25 protein-coding genes are annotated in these 23,154 nt (G+C 68.9%); 12 read left to right on the forward strand and 13 right to left on the reverse strand.

What is annotated here, in order from left to right:
- Positions 1–3 precede the first annotated feature (3 nt).
- The 3 genes from VLK31_RS26965 (at position 4) to VLK31_RS26975 (ending at position 3,680) form a co-directional block, all read left to right on the forward strand.
- Complete coding sequence (locus tag VLK31_RS26965; protein ID WP_409171546.1) at positions 4–408, forward strand: hypothetical protein; 405 nt, start codon at positions 4–6, stop codon at positions 406–408.
- A gap of 79 nt (positions 409–487) precedes the next feature.
- On the forward strand, positions 488–2,581 hold the full coding sequence (locus VLK31_RS26970; RefSeq protein ID WP_409171547.1) for a TonB-dependent receptor: 2,094 nt from the start codon (positions 488–490) through the stop codon (positions 2,579–2,581).
- A 148-nt stretch (positions 2,582–2,729) separates the two neighbouring features.
- Positions 2,730–3,680 (forward strand): AEC family transporter, encoded by a 951-nt coding sequence (locus VLK31_RS26975; protein ID WP_409171548.1) that lies wholly within the window; start codon positions 2,730–2,732, stop codon positions 3,678–3,680.
- Between the two features lie 13 nt (positions 3,681–3,693).
- Here VLK31_RS26975 and pdxH read toward each other — a convergent pair whose 3' ends face one another.
- Entirely contained in the window at positions 3,694–4,359 is a 666-nt protein-coding gene (gene pdxH, locus VLK31_RS26980) for a pyridoxamine 5'-phosphate oxidase (protein ID WP_409171549.1), read from the reverse strand.
- A 35-nt stretch (positions 4,360–4,394) separates the two neighbouring features.
- Between pdxH and VLK31_RS26985 the strand changes: the two genes are divergently transcribed.
- Positions 4,395–4,967: an NTP transferase domain-containing protein gene (locus VLK31_RS26985; RefSeq protein ID WP_409171582.1), complete on the forward strand. Its 573-nt coding sequence runs from the start codon at positions 4,395–4,397 to the stop codon at positions 4,965–4,967.
- A 48-nt stretch (positions 4,968–5,015) separates the two neighbouring features.
- Here VLK31_RS26985 and VLK31_RS26990 read toward each other — a convergent pair whose 3' ends face one another.
- Together VLK31_RS26990 and VLK31_RS26995 are read right to left on the reverse strand one after the other, a co-directional pair.
- Positions 5,016–5,555 (reverse strand): superoxide dismutase family protein, encoded by a 540-nt coding sequence (locus VLK31_RS26990; RefSeq protein ID WP_409171550.1) that lies wholly within the window; start codon positions 5,553–5,555, stop codon positions 5,016–5,018.
- The gene (locus tag VLK31_RS26995; protein ID WP_409171551.1) at positions 5,552–6,298 is read right to left on the reverse strand and encodes a gamma-glutamylcyclotransferase; all 747 of its coding nucleotides are present in this window, start codon (positions 6,296–6,298) and stop codon (positions 5,552–5,554) included. The genes VLK31_RS26990 and VLK31_RS26995 overlap by 4 nt, the downstream gene beginning before the upstream one ends.
- A gap of 135 nt (positions 6,299–6,433) precedes the next feature.
- On the opposite strand from VLK31_RS26995, the gene VLK31_RS27000 reads away from it, so the two are divergent.
- The 4 genes from VLK31_RS27000 to VLK31_RS27015 all read left to right on the forward strand — a co-directional run bounded on the left by VLK31_RS27000 (position 6,434) and on the right by VLK31_RS27015 (position 10,392).
- Positions 6,434–6,997, forward strand: coding sequence for an OmpA family protein (locus VLK31_RS27000; protein ID WP_409171552.1), 564 nt, complete (start codon positions 6,434–6,436; stop codon positions 6,995–6,997).
- Between the two features lie 193 nt (positions 6,998–7,190).
- Positions 7,191–9,029, forward strand: coding sequence for a phosphogluconate dehydratase (gene edd / locus VLK31_RS27005; RefSeq protein ID WP_409171553.1), 1,839 nt, complete (start codon positions 7,191–7,193; stop codon positions 9,027–9,029).
- Complete coding sequence (gene eda, locus VLK31_RS27010; RefSeq protein WP_409171583.1) at positions 9,026–9,661, forward strand: bifunctional 4-hydroxy-2-oxoglutarate aldolase/2-dehydro-3-deoxy-phosphogluconate aldolase; 636 nt, start codon at positions 9,026–9,028, stop codon at positions 9,659–9,661. The genes edd and eda overlap by 4 nt, the downstream gene beginning before the upstream one ends.
- A gap of 2 nt (positions 9,662–9,663) precedes the next feature.
- The gene (locus VLK31_RS27015) at positions 9,664–10,392 is read left to right on the forward strand and encodes a haloacid dehalogenase type II (RefSeq protein ID WP_409171554.1); all 729 of its coding nucleotides are present in this window, start codon (positions 9,664–9,666) and stop codon (positions 10,390–10,392) included.
- Here VLK31_RS27015 and VLK31_RS27020 read toward each other — a convergent pair whose 3' ends face one another.
- The 6 genes from VLK31_RS27020 to VLK31_RS27045 form a co-directional block, all read right to left on the reverse strand.
- A complete protein-coding gene (locus VLK31_RS27020) occupies positions 10,393–10,923 on the reverse strand; it encodes a DUF1697 domain-containing protein (RefSeq protein WP_409171555.1) in 531 nt (176 codons plus the stop codon).
- Position 10,924: 1 nt separating this feature from the next.
- Positions 10,925–11,338 (reverse strand): lactoylglutathione lyase, encoded by a 414-nt coding sequence (gloA, locus tag VLK31_RS27025; RefSeq protein WP_409171556.1) that lies wholly within the window; start codon positions 11,336–11,338, stop codon positions 10,925–10,927.
- 75 nt (positions 11,339–11,413) lie between these two features.
- The gene (locus VLK31_RS27030) at positions 11,414–12,106 is read right to left on the reverse strand and encodes an ABC transporter ATP-binding protein (RefSeq protein ID WP_409171557.1); all 693 of its coding nucleotides are present in this window, start codon (positions 12,104–12,106) and stop codon (positions 11,414–11,416) included.
- Positions 12,103–13,782, reverse strand: coding sequence for an ABC transporter permease (locus VLK31_RS27035; RefSeq protein ID WP_409171558.1), 1,680 nt, complete (start codon positions 13,780–13,782; stop codon positions 12,103–12,105). Before VLK31_RS27035 ends, VLK31_RS27030 begins: the two co-directional genes overlap by 4 nt.
- Before the next feature lie 37 nt (positions 13,783–13,819).
- Complete coding sequence (locus VLK31_RS27040; RefSeq protein ID WP_409171560.1) at positions 13,820–14,893, reverse strand: Fe(3+) ABC transporter substrate-binding protein; 1,074 nt, start codon at positions 14,891–14,893, stop codon at positions 13,820–13,822.
- A gap of 162 nt (positions 14,894–15,055) precedes the next feature.
- Positions 15,056–15,610, reverse strand: coding sequence for a PaaI family thioesterase (locus VLK31_RS27045; RefSeq protein WP_409171561.1), 555 nt, complete (start codon positions 15,608–15,610; stop codon positions 15,056–15,058).
- Between the two features lie 106 nt (positions 15,611–15,716).
- Here VLK31_RS27045 and VLK31_RS27050 point away from each other — a divergent pair, with 106 nt between their 5' ends.
- The 4 genes from VLK31_RS27050 to VLK31_RS27065 all read left to right on the forward strand — a co-directional run bounded on the left by VLK31_RS27050 (position 15,717) and on the right by VLK31_RS27065 (position 19,857).
- The gene (locus VLK31_RS27050) at positions 15,717–16,172 is read left to right on the forward strand and encodes a MarR family winged helix-turn-helix transcriptional regulator (RefSeq protein ID WP_409171562.1); all 456 of its coding nucleotides are present in this window, start codon (positions 15,717–15,719) and stop codon (positions 16,170–16,172) included.
- 128 nt (positions 16,173–16,300) lie between these two features.
- Positions 16,301–17,614: an MFS transporter gene (locus tag VLK31_RS27055; protein ID WP_409171563.1), complete on the forward strand. Its 1,314-nt coding sequence runs from the start codon at positions 16,301–16,303 to the stop codon at positions 17,612–17,614.
- 20 nt (positions 17,615–17,634) lie between these two features.
- On the forward strand, positions 17,635–19,101 hold the full coding sequence (locus tag VLK31_RS27060; RefSeq protein WP_409171564.1) for an MATE family efflux transporter: 1,467 nt from the start codon (positions 17,635–17,637) through the stop codon (positions 19,099–19,101).
- A gap of 48 nt (positions 19,102–19,149) precedes the next feature.
- Positions 19,150–19,857 (forward strand): SDR family oxidoreductase, encoded by a 708-nt coding sequence (locus VLK31_RS27065; protein ID WP_409171565.1) that lies wholly within the window; start codon positions 19,150–19,152, stop codon positions 19,855–19,857.
- A gap of 134 nt (positions 19,858–19,991) precedes the next feature.
- Here the strand turns inward: VLK31_RS27065 and VLK31_RS27070 are convergent, their stop codons facing one another.
- From VLK31_RS27070 to VLK31_RS27085, 4 genes are all read right to left on the reverse strand, one after another.
- The gene (locus VLK31_RS27070; RefSeq protein ID WP_409171566.1) at positions 19,992–20,306 is read right to left on the reverse strand and encodes a hypothetical protein; all 315 of its coding nucleotides are present in this window, start codon (positions 20,304–20,306) and stop codon (positions 19,992–19,994) included.
- Between the two features lie 206 nt (positions 20,307–20,512).
- On the reverse strand, positions 20,513–21,250 hold the full coding sequence (locus tag VLK31_RS27075) for an aldolase (protein ID WP_409171568.1): 738 nt from the start codon (positions 21,248–21,250) through the stop codon (positions 20,513–20,515).
- A 36-nt stretch (positions 21,251–21,286) separates the two neighbouring features.
- A complete protein-coding gene (locus VLK31_RS27080; protein ID WP_409171569.1) occupies positions 21,287–21,928 on the reverse strand; it encodes a 2-dehydro-3-deoxy-6-phosphogalactonate aldolase in 642 nt (213 codons plus the stop codon).
- Positions 21,925–22,845: a 2-dehydro-3-deoxygalactonokinase gene (locus tag VLK31_RS27085; RefSeq protein WP_409171570.1), complete on the reverse strand. Its 921-nt coding sequence runs from the start codon at positions 22,843–22,845 to the stop codon at positions 21,925–21,927. The genes VLK31_RS27080 and VLK31_RS27085 overlap by 4 nt, the downstream gene beginning before the upstream one ends.
- Between the last annotated feature and the right edge of the window lie 309 nt (positions 22,846–23,154).

Raw genomic sequence — 23,154 nt, forward strand, 5'->3', positions numbered from 1 at the left:
ACGATGCTCACCAGGCTGTCGCGCTGTGTCGCCGTCACGCTGCTTCTGGCGGTTTGGCTGGCGTCGACGCTCGGCCTCGTGCATGCCACGCTGCATGTGCCGGGCGACCCGGCGCGCGCGCTGGTTGCCGCGCGTGCGGTCTCGGCTATGGCGGCACCGGCGCAGGCAGAGGCCCAGGTGCGTGCTTTCGCGCCACGGCACCTTTGGGTGCCCGCGCTGTTCGGCGACAAGACCGACGCCGAATGCCGGCTCTACGACCAGCTGGCGCACGGCGCCAGCGCACCGGGCGTGCCACTGGTGGTGCTGCCGATGCTGCTGCCGGCGGCCACCTTCGCTTTTCTCGAAGGCGAGGCCGTCGCGCGCTGGGTGGCGCTGTTCGAAGCGCGCGGCCCGCCTTCCATTCGCTGAATTACCCCTGTGCCGGTTTCCTCACCCGCCTTTGCGCGGCGCGCGGCCGGTCGTTCCTGGTTTCAACGAATGTTTTTTCATGACCCCCAATTTCCGTCGCAACGCCGTGGGCGTTGCCGTTCTTTCGCTCGCCTCTCTGGCGACCCTGGCTCAGGCACAAGACGCGGCCCGGCCTCCACCCGCTGACGCCGCCAGCCTGCGCGAAGTCACCGTTACCGGCAATCCGCTCGGTGCCAGCGAGCTCATTGCGCCCACCACCACGCTGTCGGGCGACAAGCTGCTGCTGCGCTCCGAATCGACGCTCGGCGAAACGCTGAACAACGTGCCCGGCGTGAGCAGCAGCTACTTCGGCCCCAACGCCAGCCGCCCGATCATTCGCGGCCAGGACGGCGACCGCATCCGCATCCTGCAGAACGGCGGCGGCGCGCCCGACGCCTCGGCGCTGAGCTACGACCACGCGGTGCCGGTCGATGCGCTGGTCACGGAGCGCATCGAGGTGCTGCGCGGCCCATCGGCGCTGCAGTACGGCGGCAGTGCGGTGGGCGGCGTGGTCAACGTCATCGACAACCGCATTCCCACCGAGCCCATCAACGGCTTCGGCGGGCGCGCCGACCTGGGCTACGCCACCGGCAACAAGGAGAAGAGCGGCGGCGTGGTGCTCGAAGGCGGCAACGATCGCATGGCGCTGCACGTCGACGCCTTCAACCGCGACTCGACAGACGCCTCGGTGCCCATCAGCCTGGAATGCAGCAAGCCCGGCTCGCCGTGGATGGCCCGCAAGATCTGCAACTCGGCCAACGAGGCGCACGGCGGTGCCATCGGCGGCACGGTGTTCTTCGACCAGGGCTACCTGGGCGCCTCGGTCAGCACCTACCGCAGCACCTACGGCACGGTCGCCGAGAGCGACGTGACCATCGGCATGAAGTCCGACCGCTATGCGCTGGAAGGCGAATGGCGCCCGGGCGGCTTCATCAGCAGCATCCATGTGAAGCTGAGCCACACCGACTACCGCCACACCGAGTTCGAAGGCGCCGAGGCCGGCACCCGGTTCTCGAACATGAGCAACGACCTGCGCATCGAGGCGCGTCACCAGAAGATCGGCAACTTCGAAGGCCTGGTCGGTTTCAGCAGCGAGACCAACCGCTTCGCCGCCGACGGCGAAGAGGCCTTTGCGCCGCACAGCCGCACGCGCGCCAATGCGGTGTTTCTGCATGAAGAGCTCGGCACCTCGTGGGGCCGGCTGAGCTTTGGCGCGCGCACCGAGCAGGTTCGCATTCGCTCGCTGGGCTACCCGGACGACCCGAGCGTGACGCGCTTCGCGATCGGCGAGCGCACCTTCAATCCGCACAGCGCGGCCTTCGGTGCGCTGGTCAACCTGGCGCCGCAGTGGCAGCTGACCTCGAACCTTGCCTATACCGAGCGCGCACCCAAAGACTACGAACTGCTGGCCAACGGCCCGCACGTGGCCACTGCCGCGTGGGAGCTGGGCGACCCGAACCTGAAGAAGGAAAAGTCGACCGGCTTCGACCTGGGCGCGCAATGGAAGTCGGGGCCCAACACGGCGCGTGTGAATGCGTACGTCACGCGCTTCAGCAACTACATCGGCCTCACGGCGTCGGGGCGCAACCTCGACGAAGAGGGCAACGTGGCCGAGCCCGGTGCCACCGACACGCTGGCCGAGTATGTGTACAGCGGCGTGCGCGCGCGCTTCACCGGCATCGAGGCCAACGGCAACCTGCGCCTGCTGGGCAGCGAGGGCTTCGCGCGCATGACCGACGCGGGCACGCTAGACCTTGAATGGCGCGGCGACATCGTGCGCGCGAAGAACCTCGACTCCGGCGAGCCGCTGCCGCGCATCGCACCGCTGCGCCTGGGTGCGACGCTGGCGTATGCCAACGGCCCGTGGGGTGCGCGCGTGGGCTTCGACTACAACGCGGCGCAGCGGCGCATTCCCACCGTGGGTGCGCGCGAGACCGAGGCGTACACGCTGTGGAACGCGGCCATCACCTACCGCATGAAGGTGCAGCGCGCCAACCTCACCTGGTATGCGCGCATGGACAACATCGGCAACAAGCTGGCCTACAGCCCGACGTCGATCCTGACGACGACCGTGTACCCGAACGCACCGCTGCCGGGGCGCACGCTGAAGGTCGGCTTGCGCGTGACGTTCTGATCTTTGTCTTTCTTCCTCCCCCGCTGGGGGAGGGCGTGCGGCCTGTGATGAGGCGGCAGCTTTTTCGAGTGCCGCTTGCCCCCATCCCAGCCTTCCCCCGGGAGGGGAAGGAGCAAAGACAGAGGGCACCCTCGGCTATCCTCGCCGCGTGAATTCCTTCGTCATCTCCTCGCTTCTTCCCGTCGTTCTTCTCATCGCCGCCGGCTACCTTGCCGGACGCCGCCGCTGGATCGGCGGCAATGCGGTGAAAGACCTGTCGAACCTCATCTTCCTGCTGCTGGCGCCCGCGCTGCTGTTTCGCGCGATGAGCACGGTGCACGTCGAGCAACTCAGCCTGAAGCCGGTGGCCGCGTACTTCATTGCCTCGGGCCTGCTGTTCGCCGGCACCATGGCCCTGCGCGGCTTCAACCGCACGGCGGCCGTCATTGCGCTGGCCAATACCTACAGCAACACCGTGATGATCGGCATCGTGCTGGTCGACCTGGCCTACGGCGACGCGGGCATGGTGGTGCTGCTCACGCTCATCTCGCTGCACTCACTGGTGCTGTTGACCAGCGCCACGGTGGTGCTGGAACTGGCGGTGGCGCGCGAGCAGGCGGCGGCCGGCGGCGTGCAGACGCGCTCCATGGGGCGCACCGTGCTGCGCGCCTTGCGCAACGCCATCATTCATCCGGTGCCGCTGCCGATCATCGCGGGCCTGCTGTTCGCGCAGACCGGCTGGACCATGCCCGAGGTCATCGACAAGCCCATTCAACTGCTGGGCCAGGCCTTCGGCCCGGTGGCGCTGGTGATGGTGGGCATCACGCTGGCGCTCACGCCCATCGGGCGGCACTGGCGTGGCGCGCTGGCGCAGGCGCTGGTGAAGAACCTGCTGCATCCGCTGCTGGTGGCCGCCATCGGCTGGCTGCTGGGCGTGCGCGGCATTCCGCTCACGGTGATGGTGGTGGCCGCGGCGCTGCCGATTGGCGCCAACGTGTTCCTGTTCTCGCAGCGCTACCGCACGGCCGAAGACCTGGTGACGGCCAGCGTCGCGGTGTCGACCGTGCTGGCGCTGGGCACGCTCACGCTGGTGATGCTGTGCGTGCGCTGGTTGCCCTGAACGGCTCGCGTGCTCAGGGCGCGAGGCGTTCGCGCACCCAGTTGCCGTTTGGCGCCGCGCCTTCCAGGCGGTAGCGCAGCCGGTCGTGCAGCCGGCTCTTGCGGCCCTGCCAGAACTCCCAGCGGTCCGGCACCAGCCGGTAGCCGCCCCAGTGCGGCGGGCGCGGCGGTGACAGCAGGTGTTTGGCCGCGAACACGGCCGCGTTCTTCACCAGCACGTCGCGCCCGCTGATCACTTCGCTCTGCGGGCTGGCCCAGGCGCCGATGCGCGAGTCGAGCGGGCGGCTGGCGAAGTAGGCATCGCTTTCGTCGGCGCCCACCTTTTCGACACGGCCTTCGATGCGCACCACGCGCTCCAGTTCGACCCAGTGGAACTGCAGCGACGCATACGGGTTGCCCGACAGCTCGCGGCCCTTGCGGCTCTCGTAGTTGGTGTACCAGACGACGCCGCGCGCGTTGTAGCCCTTGATCAACACGATGCGGCTGGACGGGCGCAGGTCGCTGCCCACGGTGCACAGCGTCATGGCGTTGGGCTCGGGCAGCTTGGCGTCGATGGCCTCGGTGAGCCAGCGCTCGAACTGCTTGACTGGGTCGAGCGCGCTGTGCGCCTCGCCGAGTTCCGCGCGCTCGTAGCTCTTGCGCAGCGCGGCCAGCGCGTCATGGGAGAGAGGGGAAGTCATGCCGGGATTGTTGCGCACATACTCGCGCCATGACGATGCAGGTGAACTTCAAGCCGGGCGCCGCGATGGTGATCGTGCTGGCCTCGGGCCGGGGCGAGCGCTTTGTGGCGGCCGGCGGCACGGGCTCCAAGTTGAAGGCCCTGCTCGCGGGCAGGTCGGTACTCGAACGCACGCTGGACGCCGTGCGCGCCAGCGGCCTGCCGTGGCATGTGGAAGACGCGGGGCACCCGGGCATGGGCGACTCGATTGCCGCCGCGGTGCGCGCCACGCCCGATGCACCGGGCTGGCTCATCCTGCCGGGCGACCTGCCGCTGGTGCTGCCCGAGACGCTGCGCGCCGTGGCGGCCGCGCTGCAGGGGCGGGTGAATGCGGTACAGCCGCAGTACCTGGGCGAGCGCGGCCACCCGGTGGGCTTTGTCGCCGGTTGCGGCGCCCAGTTGGCCAGACTGGAGGGAAATTTGGGCGCCTCGCCCGTCCTGCGTGCGATGCGCGCGATCGATTCAGTCGCGGACCTGGTGGTGGACGATGCCGGCGTGGTGACCGACATCGACACGCCCGCCGCGCTGGCGCAGGCCGAGGCACTCTGGCACGCCCGCCTGGGCAGCTAGGCGCACGGCCGGTTCGAGGAACCGGTTGTGCCGGTCAGGGCTTGTCTATCAGGGCTTGCCGATCACCGCGCAGGCGATGCGCGGGCCCGAATTGCCCGACGGCTGCGTCGTGAAGTCGTCGCGGTCGCGGTGCACCACCAGCGCGCGGCCCACCACGTTGTTGACGGCGCCCTCGGTCATCGAGATGGAATGGTCTTCCACGCTGAAACGCGCCACGCCGTTGGCGTCGGCCACCAGGCTCGGCAGTTCGCCGGCATGGCTGCCCGCGCCGGCAAACTTGCCGTGCGTGCCGCCGGTGGGGTTGAAGTGGCCGCCCGAGGCGTCGCCGTTGTTGCCGCAGTCGCCCTTTTCGTGGATGTGGAAGCCGTGCTCGGAGCCCGGCGGCAGGCCGCGCACCTCGCCCGCCACGCGCAGGCCATGCTCCAGCGCGGTGAAGGTCACCGTGCCGCGCGTGGGGTTGGGCGTGATCGCGCCGGTCGGCACCAGCTCGACGGCCGTGCTGGGCTTGCCGGCCATGCTGCCGCAGGCGGCGAGCACGAGGGAGGCGAGAAGGGCGGCGCCGGTGGCGATGAGACGACGTTGGGTCATTTGTTTTCCTTGGACGGTCTGGAAGGTTGGAAAGGTTCGGAAGGTTCGGAAGAAAGGGTTTTGAGAGACGCGCTCTCTGGCGACTCTGCAACATATACCGGAGGCGGGGGCGCACCGCAACCGGCCGCGGGCTCGCCCTCGGCATGGCGCTGGCGCTCCAGTTCGTGCGCGGCGGCCAGTGCCACCAGCCGGGCCAGCGCGGCGTCGTGGATCGAATGGCGCTGCAGCTCCAGCAGCGTCTGGCGCGCGTAGTCGAGCGAGGTGCCGTAGCGGCCCACGGCGTTGGCAAAGATGTGGCGGTAGCGCTCGTCGGTGAGGTCGCCGGTGAAATTGGGGCTGCGCCGCGACAGCGTGAACGCCAGGGCGCGCACCGGGCCTTCGGCCGTGCCGCAGCTCAGCCATTTGGGGTCGTACACGCCCGTGGGCATCTCGCGCAGCCAGAGCCGGCGCAGCGTGGCCAGCCCGTCGGCCTTGGGCACGCGGAACACCATGCCGCGGCAGCTGCCGCCCGACAGCAGGCCGAACACCAGGCCGGGCATCTGCACGCTGCCGCGGTTCACGCGGCTCCACATCTTCAGCGCGCGGTGCCAGCCGCGCACCCAGGCCTGGCGCCGCTCGATGAAATCGAACTCGGGCCGCCAGATGAGCGAGCCGTAGCCGAACAGCCAAAGGTCCTCATGCCCGCCCCAGTCGGCGATGGCGCGCTCCAGCATCGGCTGCGGGTCGCGCAACGGGGTTGGCATGGGGTCGAGTCCCGGCGGACCGGGATCCGGCGCGGGGTCCGACACGGGGGTGTCAGGGGCGGCGCCTACAATTTCCTGATCATGGTTCACCGCACCATTATTTACCGACCCCTTTCCTACGGAGCAAGACCCCCGATGAGCGACGACGACGGCCAGCAGAATTTCATCCTTGGATTCGTCATGGCGCTGATCGCCCTGGTGATCTTCTTCGTGGTGGGCATCGTGCTCTGGCACAAGAACCACAACCCGGCCGCAATGGCAGCGCAAGCGGCAGCCGCCAGGCCCGCAGTGGTCATCTCTGCACCGGCCCCCGGCGCGGAGCCCAAGCTGGCCGAAGTGACCGAAACGGTGACCGTCACCATCCCCGACGGCGCCAGCATCCGCGTGATCAACGGCGTGGTGAACTTCTACTTTGCCACCGGCAGCGCCGACCTGGCCCCGGGCGGTGCCGAGGCGCTGGCCGCGGTCATCAAGGGCGTGGAGAGCGGGCGCAAGGCGGTGGTCTCGGGCTTTCACGACACCACGGGCGACGCCGCCATCAACGAAGAGCTAGCCAAGAAGCGCGCCGAGATGGTCCGCGATGTGCTCGTGGGCCTGGGTGTGCCGGCCGGCAAGATCGACCTGCAGAAGCCGGCGGTTACCGCGGGCTCGGGCAACAACGCCGAGGCTCGCCGGGTCGAGGTCAAGCTGATCGACTGAGCGCCAACCTGGTTTGGACGCAAGAAACAGCCCGGTGATGCCGGGCTTTTTTGCGCGCGGTTGGCGGTGCGGTGCACGGTGGCCGATTCGTATCGCCCGGCGCCCGGATTTCATCGGGCTTTCGCGCATGGCTTGGTACCATGGGCCCCCAGGCCCACAGTCGCCCTGGCGACACGCAGCAAGAGCCCACCCCATGAGCAGCACACACCCCACCGTACGCGACGTTACCGATCGCATCCGCGAGCGCAGCCAGGGGCTGCGCGGCGCCTACCTCTCCCGCCTCACAGAGCTGCGCAACCGCGACCGCGGCTCCGACCGCATGGGCTGCGCCAACGTGGCGCACGCCGTGGCGGGCATTCCGGCCAACGACAAGTTCCGCGTGGTGACCGAGCGCGCACCCAACATCGGCATCGTCACCGCCTACAACGACATGCTCTCGGCCCACGCGCCGTACCAGGGCTACCCGGACATCATCAAGCAGGAGGCCCGCCGCCTCGGCGCCACCGCCCAGGTGGCCGGCGGCGTGCCCGCCATGTGCGACGGCGTGACGCAGGGCACACCCGGCATGGAGCTGAGCCTGTTCAGCCGCGACGTCATCGCCATGAGCACCGCCATTGCCCTCACGCACGACATGTTCGACAGCGCGCTGATGCTGGGCGTGTGCGACAAGATCGTGCCGGGCCTGCTGATTGGCGCGCTGCACTTCGGCCACCTGCCCACGGTGTTCGTGCCCGCGGGCCCGATGCCTTCGGGCCTTTCCAACAACGCCAAGTCGAAGGTGCGCGAACAGGCCGCGCAGGGGCTCGTGGGCCGCCAGGGCCTGCTCGACGCCGAAATGGCCGCTTACCACTCCGTGGGCACCTGCACCTTCTACGGCACGGCCAACAGCAACCAGATGCTGCTCGAGGCCATGGGGCTGCATGTGCCGGGCACGGCCTTCATTCAGCCTGGCGACGCGATGCGCGAGACGCTCACGCGCGAAGCGGTGCGCACCGTGCTGGGCAAGGCCAGCGACGCCGCATTCAGCTGCCCGCCCATCGGCGAGATGGTCGACGAGCGCTGCATCGTCAACGCCATGGTCGCGCTGCTGGCCACGGGCGGCTCCACCAACCACCTGATCCACTGGGTCGCCGTTGCGCGTGCCGCGGGCATCGTGATCGACTGGAACGACTTCTCCAGCCTCTCCGACATCGTGCCGCTGCTGACCCGCGTGTACCCCAACGGCAGCGCCGACGTGAACGAGTTCCAGACCGCGGGCGGCCCCGGCCTGGTGATCGGCGAGCTGGTCGAGGCGGGCCTCATGCACGGCGACGTGCTCACCGTGCGCGCCGGCGGCATCCGCGAGTTTGCCAACGTGCCCGCGCTGGTGGGCGACGCCAGCGAACAGCGCCTGCAATGGACCCCGGCCGCGCCGCTGAAGAACGAAGCCATCACGCGCACCGTCGACAGCCCCTTCAGCGCCACCGGCGGCCTGAAGCTGCTGAGCGGCAACCTCGGTCGCAGCGTGATCAAGGTGAGTTCGGTGCCCGACGACCGCCACGTCATCGAAGCGCCCGCGCGCGTGTTCGACTCGCAGGCCGCGCTGCAGAAGGCCTTCACCGCCGGCGAGCTGGAGCGCGACGTGGTCTGCGTGGTGCGCTGGCAGGGCCCGCAGGCCAACGGCATGCCCGAGCTGCACAAGCTCACGCCGCCGCTGTCGGTGCTGCAGGGCAAGGGATTCCGCGTGGCGCTGGTCACCGACGGGCGCATGAGCGGCGCGTCGGGCAAGATTCCGGCCGCCATTCATGTCTCTCCCGAGGCGGCGGCCGGCGGCCCGCTCGCCAAGGTGCGCGACGGCGACCTGATTCGCCTGGACGCGGTAGCGGGTACGCTCGCCGTGTTGCTGCCCGAAGACGAATGGGCCGCGCGCGAAACCGCGACGCTGCCCGAAGCCCAACGCATCGCCGACGGACATGGCCTTGGCCGAGAACTGTTCGCCGGCATGCGCCGCAATGCATTGACTGCTGAAGAAGGAGCCTGCTCATGGCTATGAACGACAAATTCACCCCCCTCGACGTGATGCGCGACGCACCGGTCATTCCGGTCATCGTGCTGAACGACGTGAAAGACGCTGTGCCGCTGGCGCGCGCGCTGGTTGCCGGCGGCATCCGCATGCTCGAAGTCACGCTGCGCACGCCGCAGGCGCTGCAGTGCATCGAAGCCATTGCCAAGGATGTGCCCGACGCCGTGGTCGGCGCCGGCACCATCCGCAGCGCGGCCGATGCGCAGGCCTCGGCGCTGGCCGGCGCCAGGTTCGGCGTGAGCCCGGGCTACACGCGCGCGGTCGGCAAGGCCTGCCACGACCTCGGCCTGCCGCTGCTGCCCGGCGTGGCCACTGGCAGCGAGATCATGACGGCGCAGGAAGACGGCTACACCCAGCTCAAGTTCTTCCCCGCGCTGCAGGCCGGCGGCCTGCCGATGCTGAAGGCCTGGCAGGGCCCGTTCGGCGACGTCACCTTCTGCCCGACCGGCGGCATCCACGCGGGCAACGCGGCCGAGTTTCTTGCACTGTCGAACGTGGCCTGCGTGGGCGGCTCGTGGATCGTGCCGAGCGATGCCATTCGCGACGGCGACTGGGCCCGCATCGAGCAGCTGGCACGCGCCGCGAGCCAGCTGTCGCGCTGACCATGCACACGGCGTTCGACGCCAGCGACCTGAAGGTCATCGCCTTCGATGTCTTCGGCACGGTGGTCGACTGGCACAGCGGCATTGCAGCCGAGTCCGAGGCTGCCTTGCCGGGCGTGGACGGTGCCGCCTTCGCGCTGGCCTGGCGCGCGGGCTACCAGCCCGCCATGAAGGCCGTGATGGCGCGCATTGCCGCGGGCGAGGGCGGCTTCACGCTGCTCGACGAGCTGCACCTGAGCATGCTCGAACAGGTGCTGCGCGACTTCGGCCTGAGCGACCGGCTCGACACCGCCGCCAAGCGCGAGCTGAGCCGCGCCTGGCACCGCCTGCCGGCCTGGCCCGATGCCGTGGCCGGGCTCACGCGACTGAAGACCAGGTTCACCATCTGCACGCTGTCCAACGGCAACATCGGCCTGCTCACCGAAATGGCGAAGCGCGCCGGCCTGCCCTGGGACTGCGTGCTGTCGGCCGAAGTGTTCAAGGCCTACAAGCCCGACCCGCGCACCTACCTGGGCGTGGCGGGCGTGTTCGACGCCACGCCGGGTCAGGTGATGCTGGCCGCCGCGCACCACGACGACCTGGCCGCCGCGCGCGTGTGCGGCCTGAAGACCGCGTACATCGAGCGGCCCCATGAGTTCGGCCGTGCGGAGCCGAAGGATGTGTCGCCGCAGGCGGACAACCACCTGCACGCGCGTGACATCAACGAACTGGCCGACCTGCTCGGCTGCTGATCAGCCTGCGAGCAGCTTTTCCACCGTGCGCAGGTTGCGCGTGGTGGTGCTCGACTTGTAGCAGGGCTTGGCCAGCAGCTTGGCCACCGGCGTATCGAGGCTTTCGCCGCGCGGGCATTGCCAATACAGCACGCCCTTGCCGCGATGCAGGCGTTCGACATGCGCGTCGACCGTGCCCGCTTTCTCGATCAGTTCATCGAGCATCGTGGCATCGGAGCCGAACACGATGTACGGGTGGCGCTCTTCGTCGATGCGCTCGAACGGATAGGCCGTCGCCATGGCCACCAGTGTCTTCTGTGTGAGCAGCACGATCCACGCCTCGTAGCCAAAGCGCTTGCGCAGCGCCTGCTCGATGCGCGCGCGCAGCGCTGCGGTGTCGTGTTCATCGGTGTCGAACAGCACGTTGCCGCTGGCGAGCACGGTGCGCACCGCACCGAAACCCTGCTCGACGAACAGCGCCTTCAGGTCGGCGCTCTTGATGGCGATGCCGTTGACGTTCACGCCACGCAGCAGGGCAACGTGGCGCGCCATGTCAGCGCAGTCCGCCGCCGGTGGCGCTTTCGTCGCGCTGGATCAATTCGATCTTGTAGCCGTCAGGGTCCGTCACGAAGGCGATCACCGTGGTGCCGCCCTTGACCGGGCCGGCCTCGCGCGTCACGTTGCCGCCCGCAGCCTTGATCTTGTCGCAGGCCGCGTAGGCGTCGGGCACGCCCAGCGCGATGTGGCCGTAGGCGCTGCCCAGGTCGTAGCTCTCGGTGCCCCAGTTGAAGGTGAGCTCGATCTCGGCCTGCTCGGGGTTGCCCTTGTCGAAGCCGAGGAAGGCCAGGCTGTACTTGTATTCGGGGTTTTCCGACGTGCGCAGCAGGTTCATGCCCAGCACCTTGGTATAGAAGTCGATGGAGCGCTGGAGGTTGCCAACGCGCAGCATGGTGTGAAGAAATCGCATCTCGTGGTGCCGTTTAGTTGTGGGGGAGGGGCCGCTATTGTCGGCCTCCCGGCGGCTGCGCGTCGCTTGCGGGGGCTAAGCGTTGGTGTCCAGCCAGTGCGTGATTCGCCCGCCGTGCATCACGCCGATGCGGTCGGCCATCGCATGCGCCTCGGCCTCGTTGTGCGTGACAAGGATGGCGGTCTGCCCGGCCTGCTTCAGGATGCCGCGCACCTCCGAGGTCAGCCGTTCGCGCGTGCCGCCGTCGAGGTTGGAGAACGGCTCGTCGAGCAGCAGCAGCGCGGGCGAGGGCGCGAGCGCACGGGCCAGTGCAATGCGCTGCTGCTGGCCGCCGGAGAGTTCGTGCGGGTAGCGCTCGCCGGCATCGCCCAGACCGACCAGCGCCAGCATCTCGGCCACGCGCGACTGCTGCGCCGCGCGCGCGAGGCGACGCAGCCCGAAGGCCACGTTCTTCGCGGCTGACAGGTGCGGAAACAGCGCGTACTCCTGAAACATCATGCCCACGCGCCGTTGCTCGGGCGGCAGATGCGTCTGCACGGACGAGAGCAGCACGTCGCCCAGGCGCACGGTGCCGGCGCGCACTGGCTCGAAGCCGGCTATGGCGCGCAGCACCGTCGTCTTGCCGCAGCCCGAGGGGCCGAACAGGCAGGCGATGTCGCCCGCGGCCAGCGTGAGCGAGAAGCCGTCGACCACGGTGTGCAGGCCGTGTTTGCCGTGTGGCGTGTCGTACGCGAGCTGGATCGCGTCGAGGTGCAGGGAAGCGCTCATGTCTTGTGGTGCTCGGAGGCGGCAGGGGACGGGCCCAGCTGGTTGCGCGCGAGCAGCACCACCGGCAGCAGGCCGGCCAGCACGATGGCCAGCGCGGCGATGGCGCCTTCTTCGTAGGTGCCGCGTGCGGCCTCGGCATACAGCCAGGTGGCCAGGGTGTCGAAATTGGCGGGCCGCAGCAGCAGCGTGGCCGGCAGCTCCTTCATGGCGTCGACGAACACCAGCAGCGCGCCCGCGGCCAACGCCGGGCGCAGCAGCGGCAGGTGCACGCGGCGCAAGGTGCCGGCGGTGGTTTCTCCGAGCAGCCGCGAGGCCTGCTCGATGGCGGGCGGAATGCGCGCCAGACCGGCCTCGATGCCGCCGACCGGCATCGCCAGAAAGCGGATGGCGCAGGCCACGACCAGCACCACGCCCGCGCCCACCAGCGGCAGGCCCTGCAAGCCGAGGGCGGTGGCCAGGGCCGCGTCGAACGCCAGCGCCGGCGTGAGCAGCCCGATGGCCAGCACCGTGCCCGGCACCGCATAGCCCAGCGTGGCCACGCGCGCCTGCCAGCGCGCGCGGTTGGGGCGCGAGCCCTGGCTGCGCGCGGCCCAGGCCACCACCAAGCCCGCGGCCACCGCCACCACCGTCACGCCCGCCGCAAGCGCGAGCGTGTTGCCCAGGCTGGCAATCAACCCTTGCGAAATGCCGCCGCCCTGGCGCAGCCGCTTGGCGCTTTCCCAGACAAGGTAGAGGGCCGGCGCGACAAAGCCGACGAGCACCGGCAGCGAGGCCATTGCCGTCGCGGCCCAGGCAGCGCCACCGCGAAGCCGGCGCGGCTGCACGGCCCGCATGCGCTGCGCCGACCCAAAGCGCTGGTGCTGCCGGCCATGGCGCTCCAGCCACACCAGCGCCACCACCATGAACAGCATCGCGCAGGCAATCTGCGCCGCGCCGGCCAGGTCGGAGCGCGTGATCCAGGTGGTGTAAACGGCCACCGTGAGCGTGTTCACACCAAGAAATTCGGAGGCGCCGATGTCGTTGAGCGTCTCCAGCAGCGCCAGGCTCAGCCCCACGGCCAGCGCCGGCCGCGCGAGCGGCAGCGCCACCCTGAAGAACGCGCCGCGCCGGCTCTCGCCGAGCATGCGCGCCGCTTCCATCAGGTGCGCGGGCTGGGTCATGAACATGGCACGCGCCGTCATGTACACGTACGGGTACAGCACGAAGCCCAGCACGAAGATGGCGCCGGGCAGCGAGCGCAGGTCGGGCAGGCGGAACTGGCGCGGGCTGTCGAAGCCCAGCATCCAGCGCAGCGCGCCCTGCACGGGGCCGATGGGGTGCAGCAGGTCGAGGTAGGCGAAGGCGACGATGTACGTCGGCATGGCCAGCGGCAGCAGCAGCGCCCAGTGCAGCACGCCGCGCCCCGGAAAGTCATGCGCCGTGACCAGCCACGCGCAGCCCGTGCCGATCACCAGCACCAGCGCGCCCACGCCGGTGAGCAGCAGCGCCGTGTTGAGCGCCGCCTGCGGCAGCACATGCGCGAACAACGGCCCCCAATGCCCCACGCCCGCGCCGAACGCGAGCCATGCGAGCGTGAGCACCGGGGCGAGCACGCCCGCGGCGATGGCGAACGAGGCAAAGCGCCAGACCGGTCCTGCGGCTTGCAGGGCTGGTGGCTGGCGCTTTGTCATTCGCATGCTTCAGGCACCGGCAAGGCGGGCCTGCCTGCGTTGATCACTGATCGAAGCCGACCTTGTCGACCAGCGCGCTGGCCTGCTTGCGGTACTTGGCAATTTCGGTCAGCGGCAGCGGGTCGACCTTCAGCTCGCCGATGGTCTGGCCGATGATCGGGTCGAGGGCCACGCCCTTGCGCACCGGATATTCGTAGTTGGCCTGCGCGTACAGCGACTGCGCCGGCTCCGACACCAGAAACTCGAGCAGCTTGACCGCGTTGGCGCGCTGCGGCGCATTCTTGGCCACCGAAGCGCCGCTGATGTTCACGTGCGTGCCGCCGCTCTTGGCGTTGGCGAAGGTCGGGCGCACCACCTTGATGGCATCGCCCCACTTGCGCGCGTCGGTGCCTTCCTTGGAACCCTTCATCTGGCCGACGTAGTAAGAGTTGGCCAGGCCCACGTCGCAGATGCCGCCCAGAATGTCGCGCGCCACGTCGCGGTCGCCGCCGGTGGCCTTGCGCGCCAGGTTGGCCTTCACGCCGCGCAGCCACTGCTCGGCCTTGGCCTCGCCGTCGTGGGCAATCAGCGCCGCGACCAGCGCGGTGTTGTAGGGGTGCTGGCCCGCGCGGATGCAGACCTTGCCCTTGTACTTCGGGTTGGCCAGGTCTTCGTAGCGGAAGTTGGTGAGCGGCAGGCTCTTGTCGGCGTACAGCACGCGCGCGCGCATCGACAGCGAGAACCACTGGCCGTCGGCGCCGCGCAGGTTGGCCGGAATGGCCGCTTCGAGCACCGGCGATTTCACCGGCTGCGTGACGCCGCCGTCGACCAGGTCCATGAGGTTGCCGATATCCACCGTCATCAGCACGTCGGCCGGCGAGCGCGTGCCTTCGGCCTTCACGCGCTCCAGCAGACCGTCTTTCACGAACACGGTGTTGACCTTGATGTTGCTCTGCGCGCTGAAGGCCGAAATGAGCGGCTGGATCAGCGCGGGCTCGCGCGTGGTGTACAGCGTGAGTTCGTCGGTGGCGGCGTGCGCGGGCAGGGCGGCCAGCCATGTGGCGCCGATGGCGATCGTTGCGCTGGTGGCGAACAGTGCGCGCGCGGCGCGGCCTTGGACGCGGGTGCGTTCGGTCATGAAGATCCTCCGGGAGAGCAGTGAAATGTTCTTGAAGCGCCGGCGCCTGTGGCTGTTGCACTGGCCGCGATGAGAATAATTACACTGTGGAGGTTCTGCGCGGAGGCCTTTGCACTTACGTCTCGAAGGCCTACTTCAGCAGCGCCGCAGGGGCTGTGAGGGTCAGCGCGCCGTCGGAATCTCGAACACCAGGCAGGTGGTCGTCGCGTGCGCGTAGAGCGTGCCGTCGGGGCCGAACAGGCGCGCCTCGGCGGTGGCCAGTTGCCTGCCGCAATGAATCACCTTGCCTTCGGCGCGCACGCGCTGCACCTTGGGCGTGACGGCCTTCACGTAGTTCACGCCCAGCTCGGCGGTCGTGTAGCCGCGCCCCGGCGGCATCAGGGTGTGTACCGAGCAGCCCAGGGCCGAGTCGAGCATCGTGGCAATCCAGCCGCCGTGAATGGTGCCCAGCGGGTTCAGGTGCCGAGGCAGCGGCGTCCCCTGGAAGATGGCTACGCCCGGGCTCACTTCGATGATGGTGAAGTCCAGCGTCTTGGCGATGGCGGCGTAGGGAATGTCGCCGTTCAGCATGGCCTGCATCACTTCGAGGCCGGTCTTGCCCGCGATCTGCTCGGGGCGGGCAACGCCGGGGCCGGGTCCGGCGTCCAGGCGGTCGGTGATCTGCTTTTCTGCGGCGATCCAGGCTTCGAGGTGGTTCTGGCTGGGGGTCTGCGTCATGCCGGGGTGCTCCTGCGCGGGGTGTTCGGGAATTGAGGGGATTGAAATTGCATATGTATTTCATGTGTAGTTGCATATGCAATAGTTGCAGCTACAATAATACCCCATGGACACGCCCACCAAGCCACGCGGCTGCACCAGCTTCAAGGTGCGCCAGCTCTCGCGCCGCCTCTCGCAGCACTACGACGCAGAGGTCTCGCAAAGCGGCCTGAAGACCACGCAGTACTCGCTGCTGTCGCACCTGGCGCGGCTCGGCCCCTCGCGCCCGGTCGACTTGGCGGGTGAGCTCAAGATGACCGCCTCCACCCTGAGCCGCAACCTGCAGCCGCTGATTGCCGCGGGCTTCATTGCGCAGGGTGCCGGCGCCGACGCGCGCAGCCTGCTGGTGCAGCTCACCGACGCGGGCGAGGCCAAACGCCGTGAAGCGCAGCAGTACTGGAAGGCAGCGCAGCAGAAGATCAACGCGCTGCTGGGCGTGGAGCGTGTGCTGGCGCTGCACCAGCTGATCGACGACGCGATGGAACTGCTCGGGGCCGACGAAGAGCCCGCCATCGAAGACTGAGCGTCACTCCTCCACCGGCATCTCACGACACCCCCCTCGTTTTCTCGTCGCGCGCAGGGGCTGCGCGCGAGTCCGTTTCTTGCGTTCGCTTTCTTTCTCCGCCATTCCATTCCAACAGCAGAGGTTCCATGTTCGCACCCCAAGTTTCCGCGTGGCTGCAGCGCCGCGGCATTCACTACGGATGGGTCGTCGCCGCGATCACCTTCCTCACCATGCTGACCATGTCGGCCGCGCTGGGCCTGCCGGGCGCCATGCTGCAGCCGCTGACCAAGGAGTTCGGCTGGACCACCGGGCAAATCTCCTCTGCGCTCGCGCTGCGCTTTGCGCTGTTCGGCCTCATGGGCCCGTTCGCCGCGGTGCTGATGGAGCGCTACGGCCTGCGCGCGGTGATCTGCACCGGCCTCGCGCTCGTGGGGCTCGGCATGGCGCTGGTCACCATGGCCTCGCAGCTGTGGCAGCTGTTCGTGCTGTGGAGCCTGATGCTGGGCCTGGGCACCGGCATGACGGCCCTGGTGCTCGGCGCGGTGGTGGCCAACCGCTGGTTCGTGACGCGGCGTGGTCTGGTCATCGGCATGCTCACGGCCAGCTCCGCCACGGGGCAGCTGGCCTTTCTGCCGTTCGCGGCCTGGATGATCGAGCACTGGGGCTGGCGCTCGGCCATCGCGCCGATCGTGATCGGCAGCATCCTCATCGGCGTGCTGGCGATGTGCCTCATGCGCAACCGGCCATCGGACATCGGCCTGCTGCCTTACGGTGAAGTGCCCGGCACGCAGCCGGCCGCACCCGCTGCAGCCGTGCCGATGATGAACTTCGCCACGCCGTTTCGCGTGTTGAAGGAGGTGTCGACCAACCGCACCTTCTGGATTCTGGCTGGCACCTTCTTCATCTGCGGCCTGAGCACCAACGGCCTGGTGCAGACGCACTTCATCTCGCTGTGCGGCGACAACGGCATGGGCGCTGTGCCGGCCGCATCGGTGCTGGCGATGATGGGCGCCTTCGACTTCGTGGGCACCATCCTGTCGGGCTGGCTGTCGGACCGTTACGACAACCGCAAGCTGCTGTTCTGGTACTACGGCCTGCGTGGGCTGTCGCTGTTCTGGCTGCCGCATTCGGAATTCACCATCTACGGCCTGGGCCTGTTCGCGATGTTCTACGGGCTCGACTGGATCGCCACCGTGCCGCCCACTGTCAAGCTCGCGGGCGCCACCTTCGGTCCCGCCAAGGTGGGCCTGGTGTTCGGATGGGTTTTTGCCGCGCACCAGCTGGGCGCCGCCACGGCCGCCTACGGTGCCGGCTTTGCCCGCACGCTGCTGCTGACCTACACCCCGGCGCTGTACGCAGCCGGCGCCGCCTGCCTGGTGGCGGCGGTGATCGTCATGATGATCCGCCGCCCGGCGGCCAAGGCCGGCACGCCGGCCGCCACCGGCGCCGCGCGCGCCTGACAACGCAAAGGCCAGCCGCCATGACCACCGCAACAACAACTGCAACGCCCGCAACAGGTACAAGCGCCACAACGCCGCAAGCCAACAGCGACCTCGACCCGCGCACGCGCCTGCTGCTCGAAGCCCCCATCGTGCCCACGCTGCTGCGCCTGGCCGCGCCCAACGTGCTGGTGATGGTGGCGCAGGCCTCCGTCGGCCTCATCGAGACCTACTTCGTCGGCAAGCTCGGCACCGATGCGCTCGCGGGCATGGCGCTGGTGTTTCCCATCGTCATGCTGATGCAGATGACCTCCAGCGGCGCCATGGGCGGGGGCATTGCCTCTTCCATTGCGCGCGCACTGGGCGCACGCCGCCGCGCGGACGCCGATGCGCTGGTGTGGCACGCCATCGTCATCGCGCTGGGCTTCGGCCTGTGCTTCACGCTCGCGCTGCTGCTGGGCGGGCGCTGGCTCTACGCAATCATGGGCGGCACCGGGCCCGCGCTGGACGCGGCGCTCATGTACTCGAACTGGGTGTTCGCGGGCGCCGTGCTGGTGTGGCTCTTCAATTCGCTGTCGGCCATCATTCGCGGCACGGGCAACATGTCGGTGCCGGCCAACGTGACGGTGGTGGGCGTGGTGTTCCTCATTCCGGCGTCGCCGCTGTTGATCTTCGGCTACGGGCCGTTGCCGGGCATGGGCATTGCCGGCGGTGCGCTGGCGCTGCTGCTGTACTACCTGCTCGGCTCCATTGCGCTCATCGTCTACCTGCGCTCGCCGCGCAGTCTGCTGCGGCCCACGCTCGATGCGCTCAAGCTGCGCTGGCCGATGTTCCGCGACATCCTGCGCATCGGGCTCATCGGCGCGGTGTCGACCGTGGCGACCAACCTGGCGATCGGCATCGCCACCGCGCTCACGGGCCACTTCGGCTCGGGTGCGCTGGCCGGCTACGGCACGGCGTCGCGGCTGGAGTACCTGCTGGTGCCGCTGGTCTTCGGCCTGGGCGCGCCGCTGGTCGCGATGGTCGGCACCTGCATGGGCGCCGGGCAGCGCGAGCGTGCGTTGCGCGCCACCTGGGCCGGCGCGGCACTGGCCTTTGCGATGACGGAGGCCATCGGCGTGGCTGCGGCGCTGTTTCCGCGGCCGTGGCTGATGCTGTTCGGCAACGACCCCGCCATGCTCGAGACCGGCACGCACTACCTGCGCGTGGTGGGGCCGCTGTATGGCTTCTTCGGCGTCGGGCTGGTGCTGTATTTCGCGTCGCAGGGCGCGGGCCGGCTCATGTGGCCGGTGCTGGGCAACATCGCGCGCCTCGTGGTGGCGGGCACCGGCGGCTGGCTGGCGCTGCGCTGGGGCGGCGGCCTTTCCGGCGTGTTCCTGGCGCAGGGCGTGGCGCTGGTGGTGTACGGCGTGGTCAGCGCGTCGGCCATTGCGGGCGGTGCCTGGTTCGGCCGCGTCGGCTGGCCGCGCACCACCAGCGGTTTGCTGCGCCGCATGGCCCAGGCATGAAGCAGGACTGAAGCAATCTCCAACAACGTTCTCAACCAAAGGCTCGTCATGAAAATCAAGGACTCCGTCGTCTTCATCACCGGTGCCAACCGCGGCCTCGGCCTGGCGTTTGCCAAGGCCGCACTGGCCGCCGGCGCACGCAAGGTCTATGGCGCGGCGCGCGACCCCCAGAGCATCACGCTGCCCGGCGTGACCCCGGTGGCACTCGACGTGACGCAGCCCGCGCAGATCGAGGCCGCCGTGCGCGCCTGCGGCGACGTCACGCTGCTGATCAACAACGCAGGCATCTCGCGCGGGGCGAGCTTTCTAGGTTCGCCCGACGCGGTGGCCGACGCGCGCGCCGAATTCGAAACCAACTTCTTCGGGCCCTGGGCCATGACGCAGGCCTTTGCGCCCGTGCTGGCGGCCAACGGTGGCGGCGCGGTCGTCAATGCGCTGTCGGTGCTGAGCTGGATCAGCTTTCCGAGCGTGGCGACCTACAGCGCAAGCAAGTCGGCGGCCTGGTCCCTGAGCAACGGCCTGCGCAACGAGCTGGCAGGGCAGGGCACGCAGGTGACCAGCCTGCACATGGCGCTGATGGATACCGACATGGCCAAACACATGCCCGGCGACAAGGTGTCGCCCGAGGATGTGGCGCGCCAGGCGCTGGAAGGCGTGGAGGCCGGCAAGACCGAAGTGCTGGCCGACGGCGTCACGCGGCAAGTGAAGCAGGGGCTGTCGAGCGAGACGCCGCCTTATGCGGCCGCTCCTGCGTGAGCGGCGCAAGGGGCTGAAAAACAAACCTGGGCGCAGGGCCCAGAAACAAAAAACGGGGCGCAATGCCCCGAAATAAAAACGCGGGCGCAAGGCCCCGAAATGAAAAACCGGGCGCAAGGCCCGGTGTTTGTTCATCAATATCGGTAAGGGTTGTTCGGCCGGCGGTCGTAGCGGTTGGGCACGCCGTCGTGGTCGTTGTCCCTGCGGCCGTTGAAGCGGCGGCCGTCGCCGCGGTGATCGCGGTAGTGGCGCTGAGGGCCGTAGTAGCGCGGCGCGTGGGAATAGCGCGGCGGCGGCGGTGGTGCGTAGTAGCGGCGCGGCGGTGGCGGCGGCACGACGTACACCTGGGCCTGAACGATGGGGCCGCCTCGCTGGGCCTGTGCCGGTGCGCTGAGCGCGGCCAGCGACAGCAGGACTGCGGCGCCGAATGCAAAAGTGAGCTTTTTCATGTGATCCCCCGATTGTGGTTGGAAGCCTCATCCTCGCGGACCAGTGTGAAGCGCTTGTAAGGCTGGAGCGAAATCGGATGAAGAGCTGTAAGCCCGTGCGCGCAGCGTTTCTGTTGCGTTGCGGCGTCACGGCCAAACGAAGATCGTAAACGTGCAGTACCCGTGGCGCACCTCATGGGGCGCGCCATCGGGTGTAGGCCGTTGGCTCAGGCGCGCGGGGCCGGCAGCATGCGCCGCAGCGCTTCGAAGAACAGATCGGACTGCTCGCGCTCGCCCTGAATCTGTGCCGCTACATGGGCCGCCAGCTTGGCGTTGACGGGCACCAGCGGGCGCCCGGTCGACTGCGCAATCACTTGGTGCAGGCAGGCGCGCTCCAGGTAGTACAGGTCGTCGTAGGCATGCGCGATGGTGCCGCCCGCCACGATCACGCCGTGGTTCGCAAGAAAGGCCACGTCTTTGCCGGACATGGCGCGCGCAATGCGCTCGCCTTCGGCATCGTCGAGCGCCAGGCCGTTGTACTCGGCGTCGATGGCAATGCGGTTCATGTAGCGCATCGCGTTCTGGCTCGCGGTCGGGTCCAGTGCGCGGTCGACCGTGAGCGTGAGCGCGGTGGCATAGGGCATGTGGCAATGCAGCACGACCGCATGGCCGGTGAGCCGGTGCACCGCGCCGTGAATGAACAGGGCCGTGGGCTCCACCCGGTGGCGCCCGGCCAGCACCTCGCCGCGCACGTCGATCAGCACGATGTCGTCGGCGCCGATCTCGCTCCAGTGCAGCCCGCGCGGGTTGATGAGGTAGCGGTCTTGCGCGCCCGGCAGCATCACGCTGAAGTGGTTGCACACGCCTTCGGACAGCCCGTGGTGGGCGGCCGCGCGCAGTGCAAGGGCCAGGTCTTCGCGCAGCCTGCGAACGGCGGGGCTGGCGTAGTCGGATTCAGCGGACATCGTGTAGGTCTCCTTTTTTTATCGATGGGTTGCGGCTCAGGCGAGCGTGAGGCCGCGCCAGGCCGCAATGAATTTGCGCGCGTCATCGCGCACCGACGCAGCCTGCTTGCCCGGCTTGTACAGCGCCGAGCCGATGCCGAACCCGGCCGCGCCACCCGCGCGCCATTCGGCCATGTTCGCGGGCGTGATGCCACCCACGGGCATCACCGGCGTGCCGGCTGGCAGCACGGCCAGCAGCGCTTTCACCACTGCGGGCGAGGCCAGCTCGGCCGGGAACAGCTTCAGCCCGGTGGCACCGGCCGCGAGCGCGCCGAAGGCCTCGGTCGGCGTCATCACGCCCGGCAGGCAGACCATGCCGAGCCGTGCGGCTTCGGCGATGACGTCGGCATTGAAGTTGGGCGAAACGATCAGCTCGCCGCCGGCCGCATGCACCTCGCGCACCTGCTGCGCGCTTAGCACCGTGCCCGCGCCCACCAGCGCCTGCGGAAAGCGCTGGCGCATCAGCGCGATGCTCTCCAGCGGCTGCGGCGAGTTGAGCGGCACTTCGAGCAGCGTGAAGCCGGGCTCGATGATGGCGTCGCCCACGTCGGCGGCCTCGGCCGGCGTGAGGCCGCGCAGGATCGCGACCAGCGGCAGCGTGCGCAGGGCGGCGTTGAATTTGTCCAGGGGGGTGGTCATGCGGGTGTCCTGAGGTCGGTGTCCAGAAAGCCGGAGAGCGCGTGCAGTCCGGCCCAGGTGGCTTCGGCGCCCAGCGTGCGCGTGACGACGCCGGTGGCGCGCAGCGCGAGGGTGTAGCGCTGGGTGAGTGCAGAGCTGCCGATGAGCACCACCTCGCCCACTGCCTGCAGCGATTGGGTGCGAAGTTCTTCGCCGATCAGCAGCCCGGAAAGATAGCTCGCCAGCTCTTCCCTGGGCATGCGTTCGAACAGCGCGAGCGTGCGCGCGCCGAAGGCGTTGTGCAGCAGGCCGTGGCCGTTGTCGGCGCGCGTGACGCCTTCGAGGAACGAGGCTTCGTCGAGCGGTGCGGAGGCATCGAGGGTGCGAGAGAGGATCGAGTGCTGGCTCAGCAGCGCGTAGAACTCGCCGGTCATATAGGTGCGAAAGCCGGTGACGCGGCCTTTCTTCACCGTGACCCATTTGTTGTGGGTGCCGGGCAGCACGAACACGCCGTCGTCCTGGCCGGTGATGGACATGGCGCCGAAGATTTGCACTTCTTCACCGCGCATCACGTCGGGCACGCCGTCGTGTTCGTCGCTCAGGCCGGGCACGATCGCAATGCGGGCGCCGGGCATGTCGGCAAGGGCATGGATGTCGATGATCTTGCGGCCCACTTCCACGCGGCCTGCGGGGCAGGCGCAGTACGGTGCCTCGATCCAACCCTGTTTGCTGCCGGCCATGCCGGAGATGAGGCAGCGTGTGTCTTCAAGTCGCATCCAGTCGCCGAACAGTGTCTCGAAGACTTCGGGGAAGCCGCCTGTGGGCACGGTGAGAATGCCGCGCGCGTCGCTGCGTTCTTCGAGCACCTTGCCGTTGCTGTCCAGCAGGGCGCCTCTCAGGGAGCTTGTGCCCCAGTCGATGGCTATGAGTCTTGTCATCTCGGTGTTCGATTCTGTTCAGTGCTGTTGTTCTTGGCGCTGTTGTTCAGGGCGGGTGCACAGGCCGCCGGGTACTCCCCTCCGCGAATGTCCCCCGCTTCGCTCCTCCTTTATTTCGCTGCGGGGAGTACCCGACGCCCTGTGCACCTGAGCACGCTCTGCGGTGATCGCGCGATCAACGACCGCTCCGCATAACGCTCAGGAGGGTGGGGTGCCTTGCGCAGCGAAATAAAGGAGGAGGGGCGAAGCCCCGGGGGACATTCGCGGAGCAAGGTACCCCGCCCTCCTGGGCGCGCCCTGAATGAACCC

The sequence above is a fragment of the Variovorax sp. H27-G14 genome (assembly GCF_046156345.1).
Lineage (GTDB): Bacteria > Pseudomonadota > Gammaproteobacteria > Burkholderiales > Burkholderiaceae_C > Variovorax.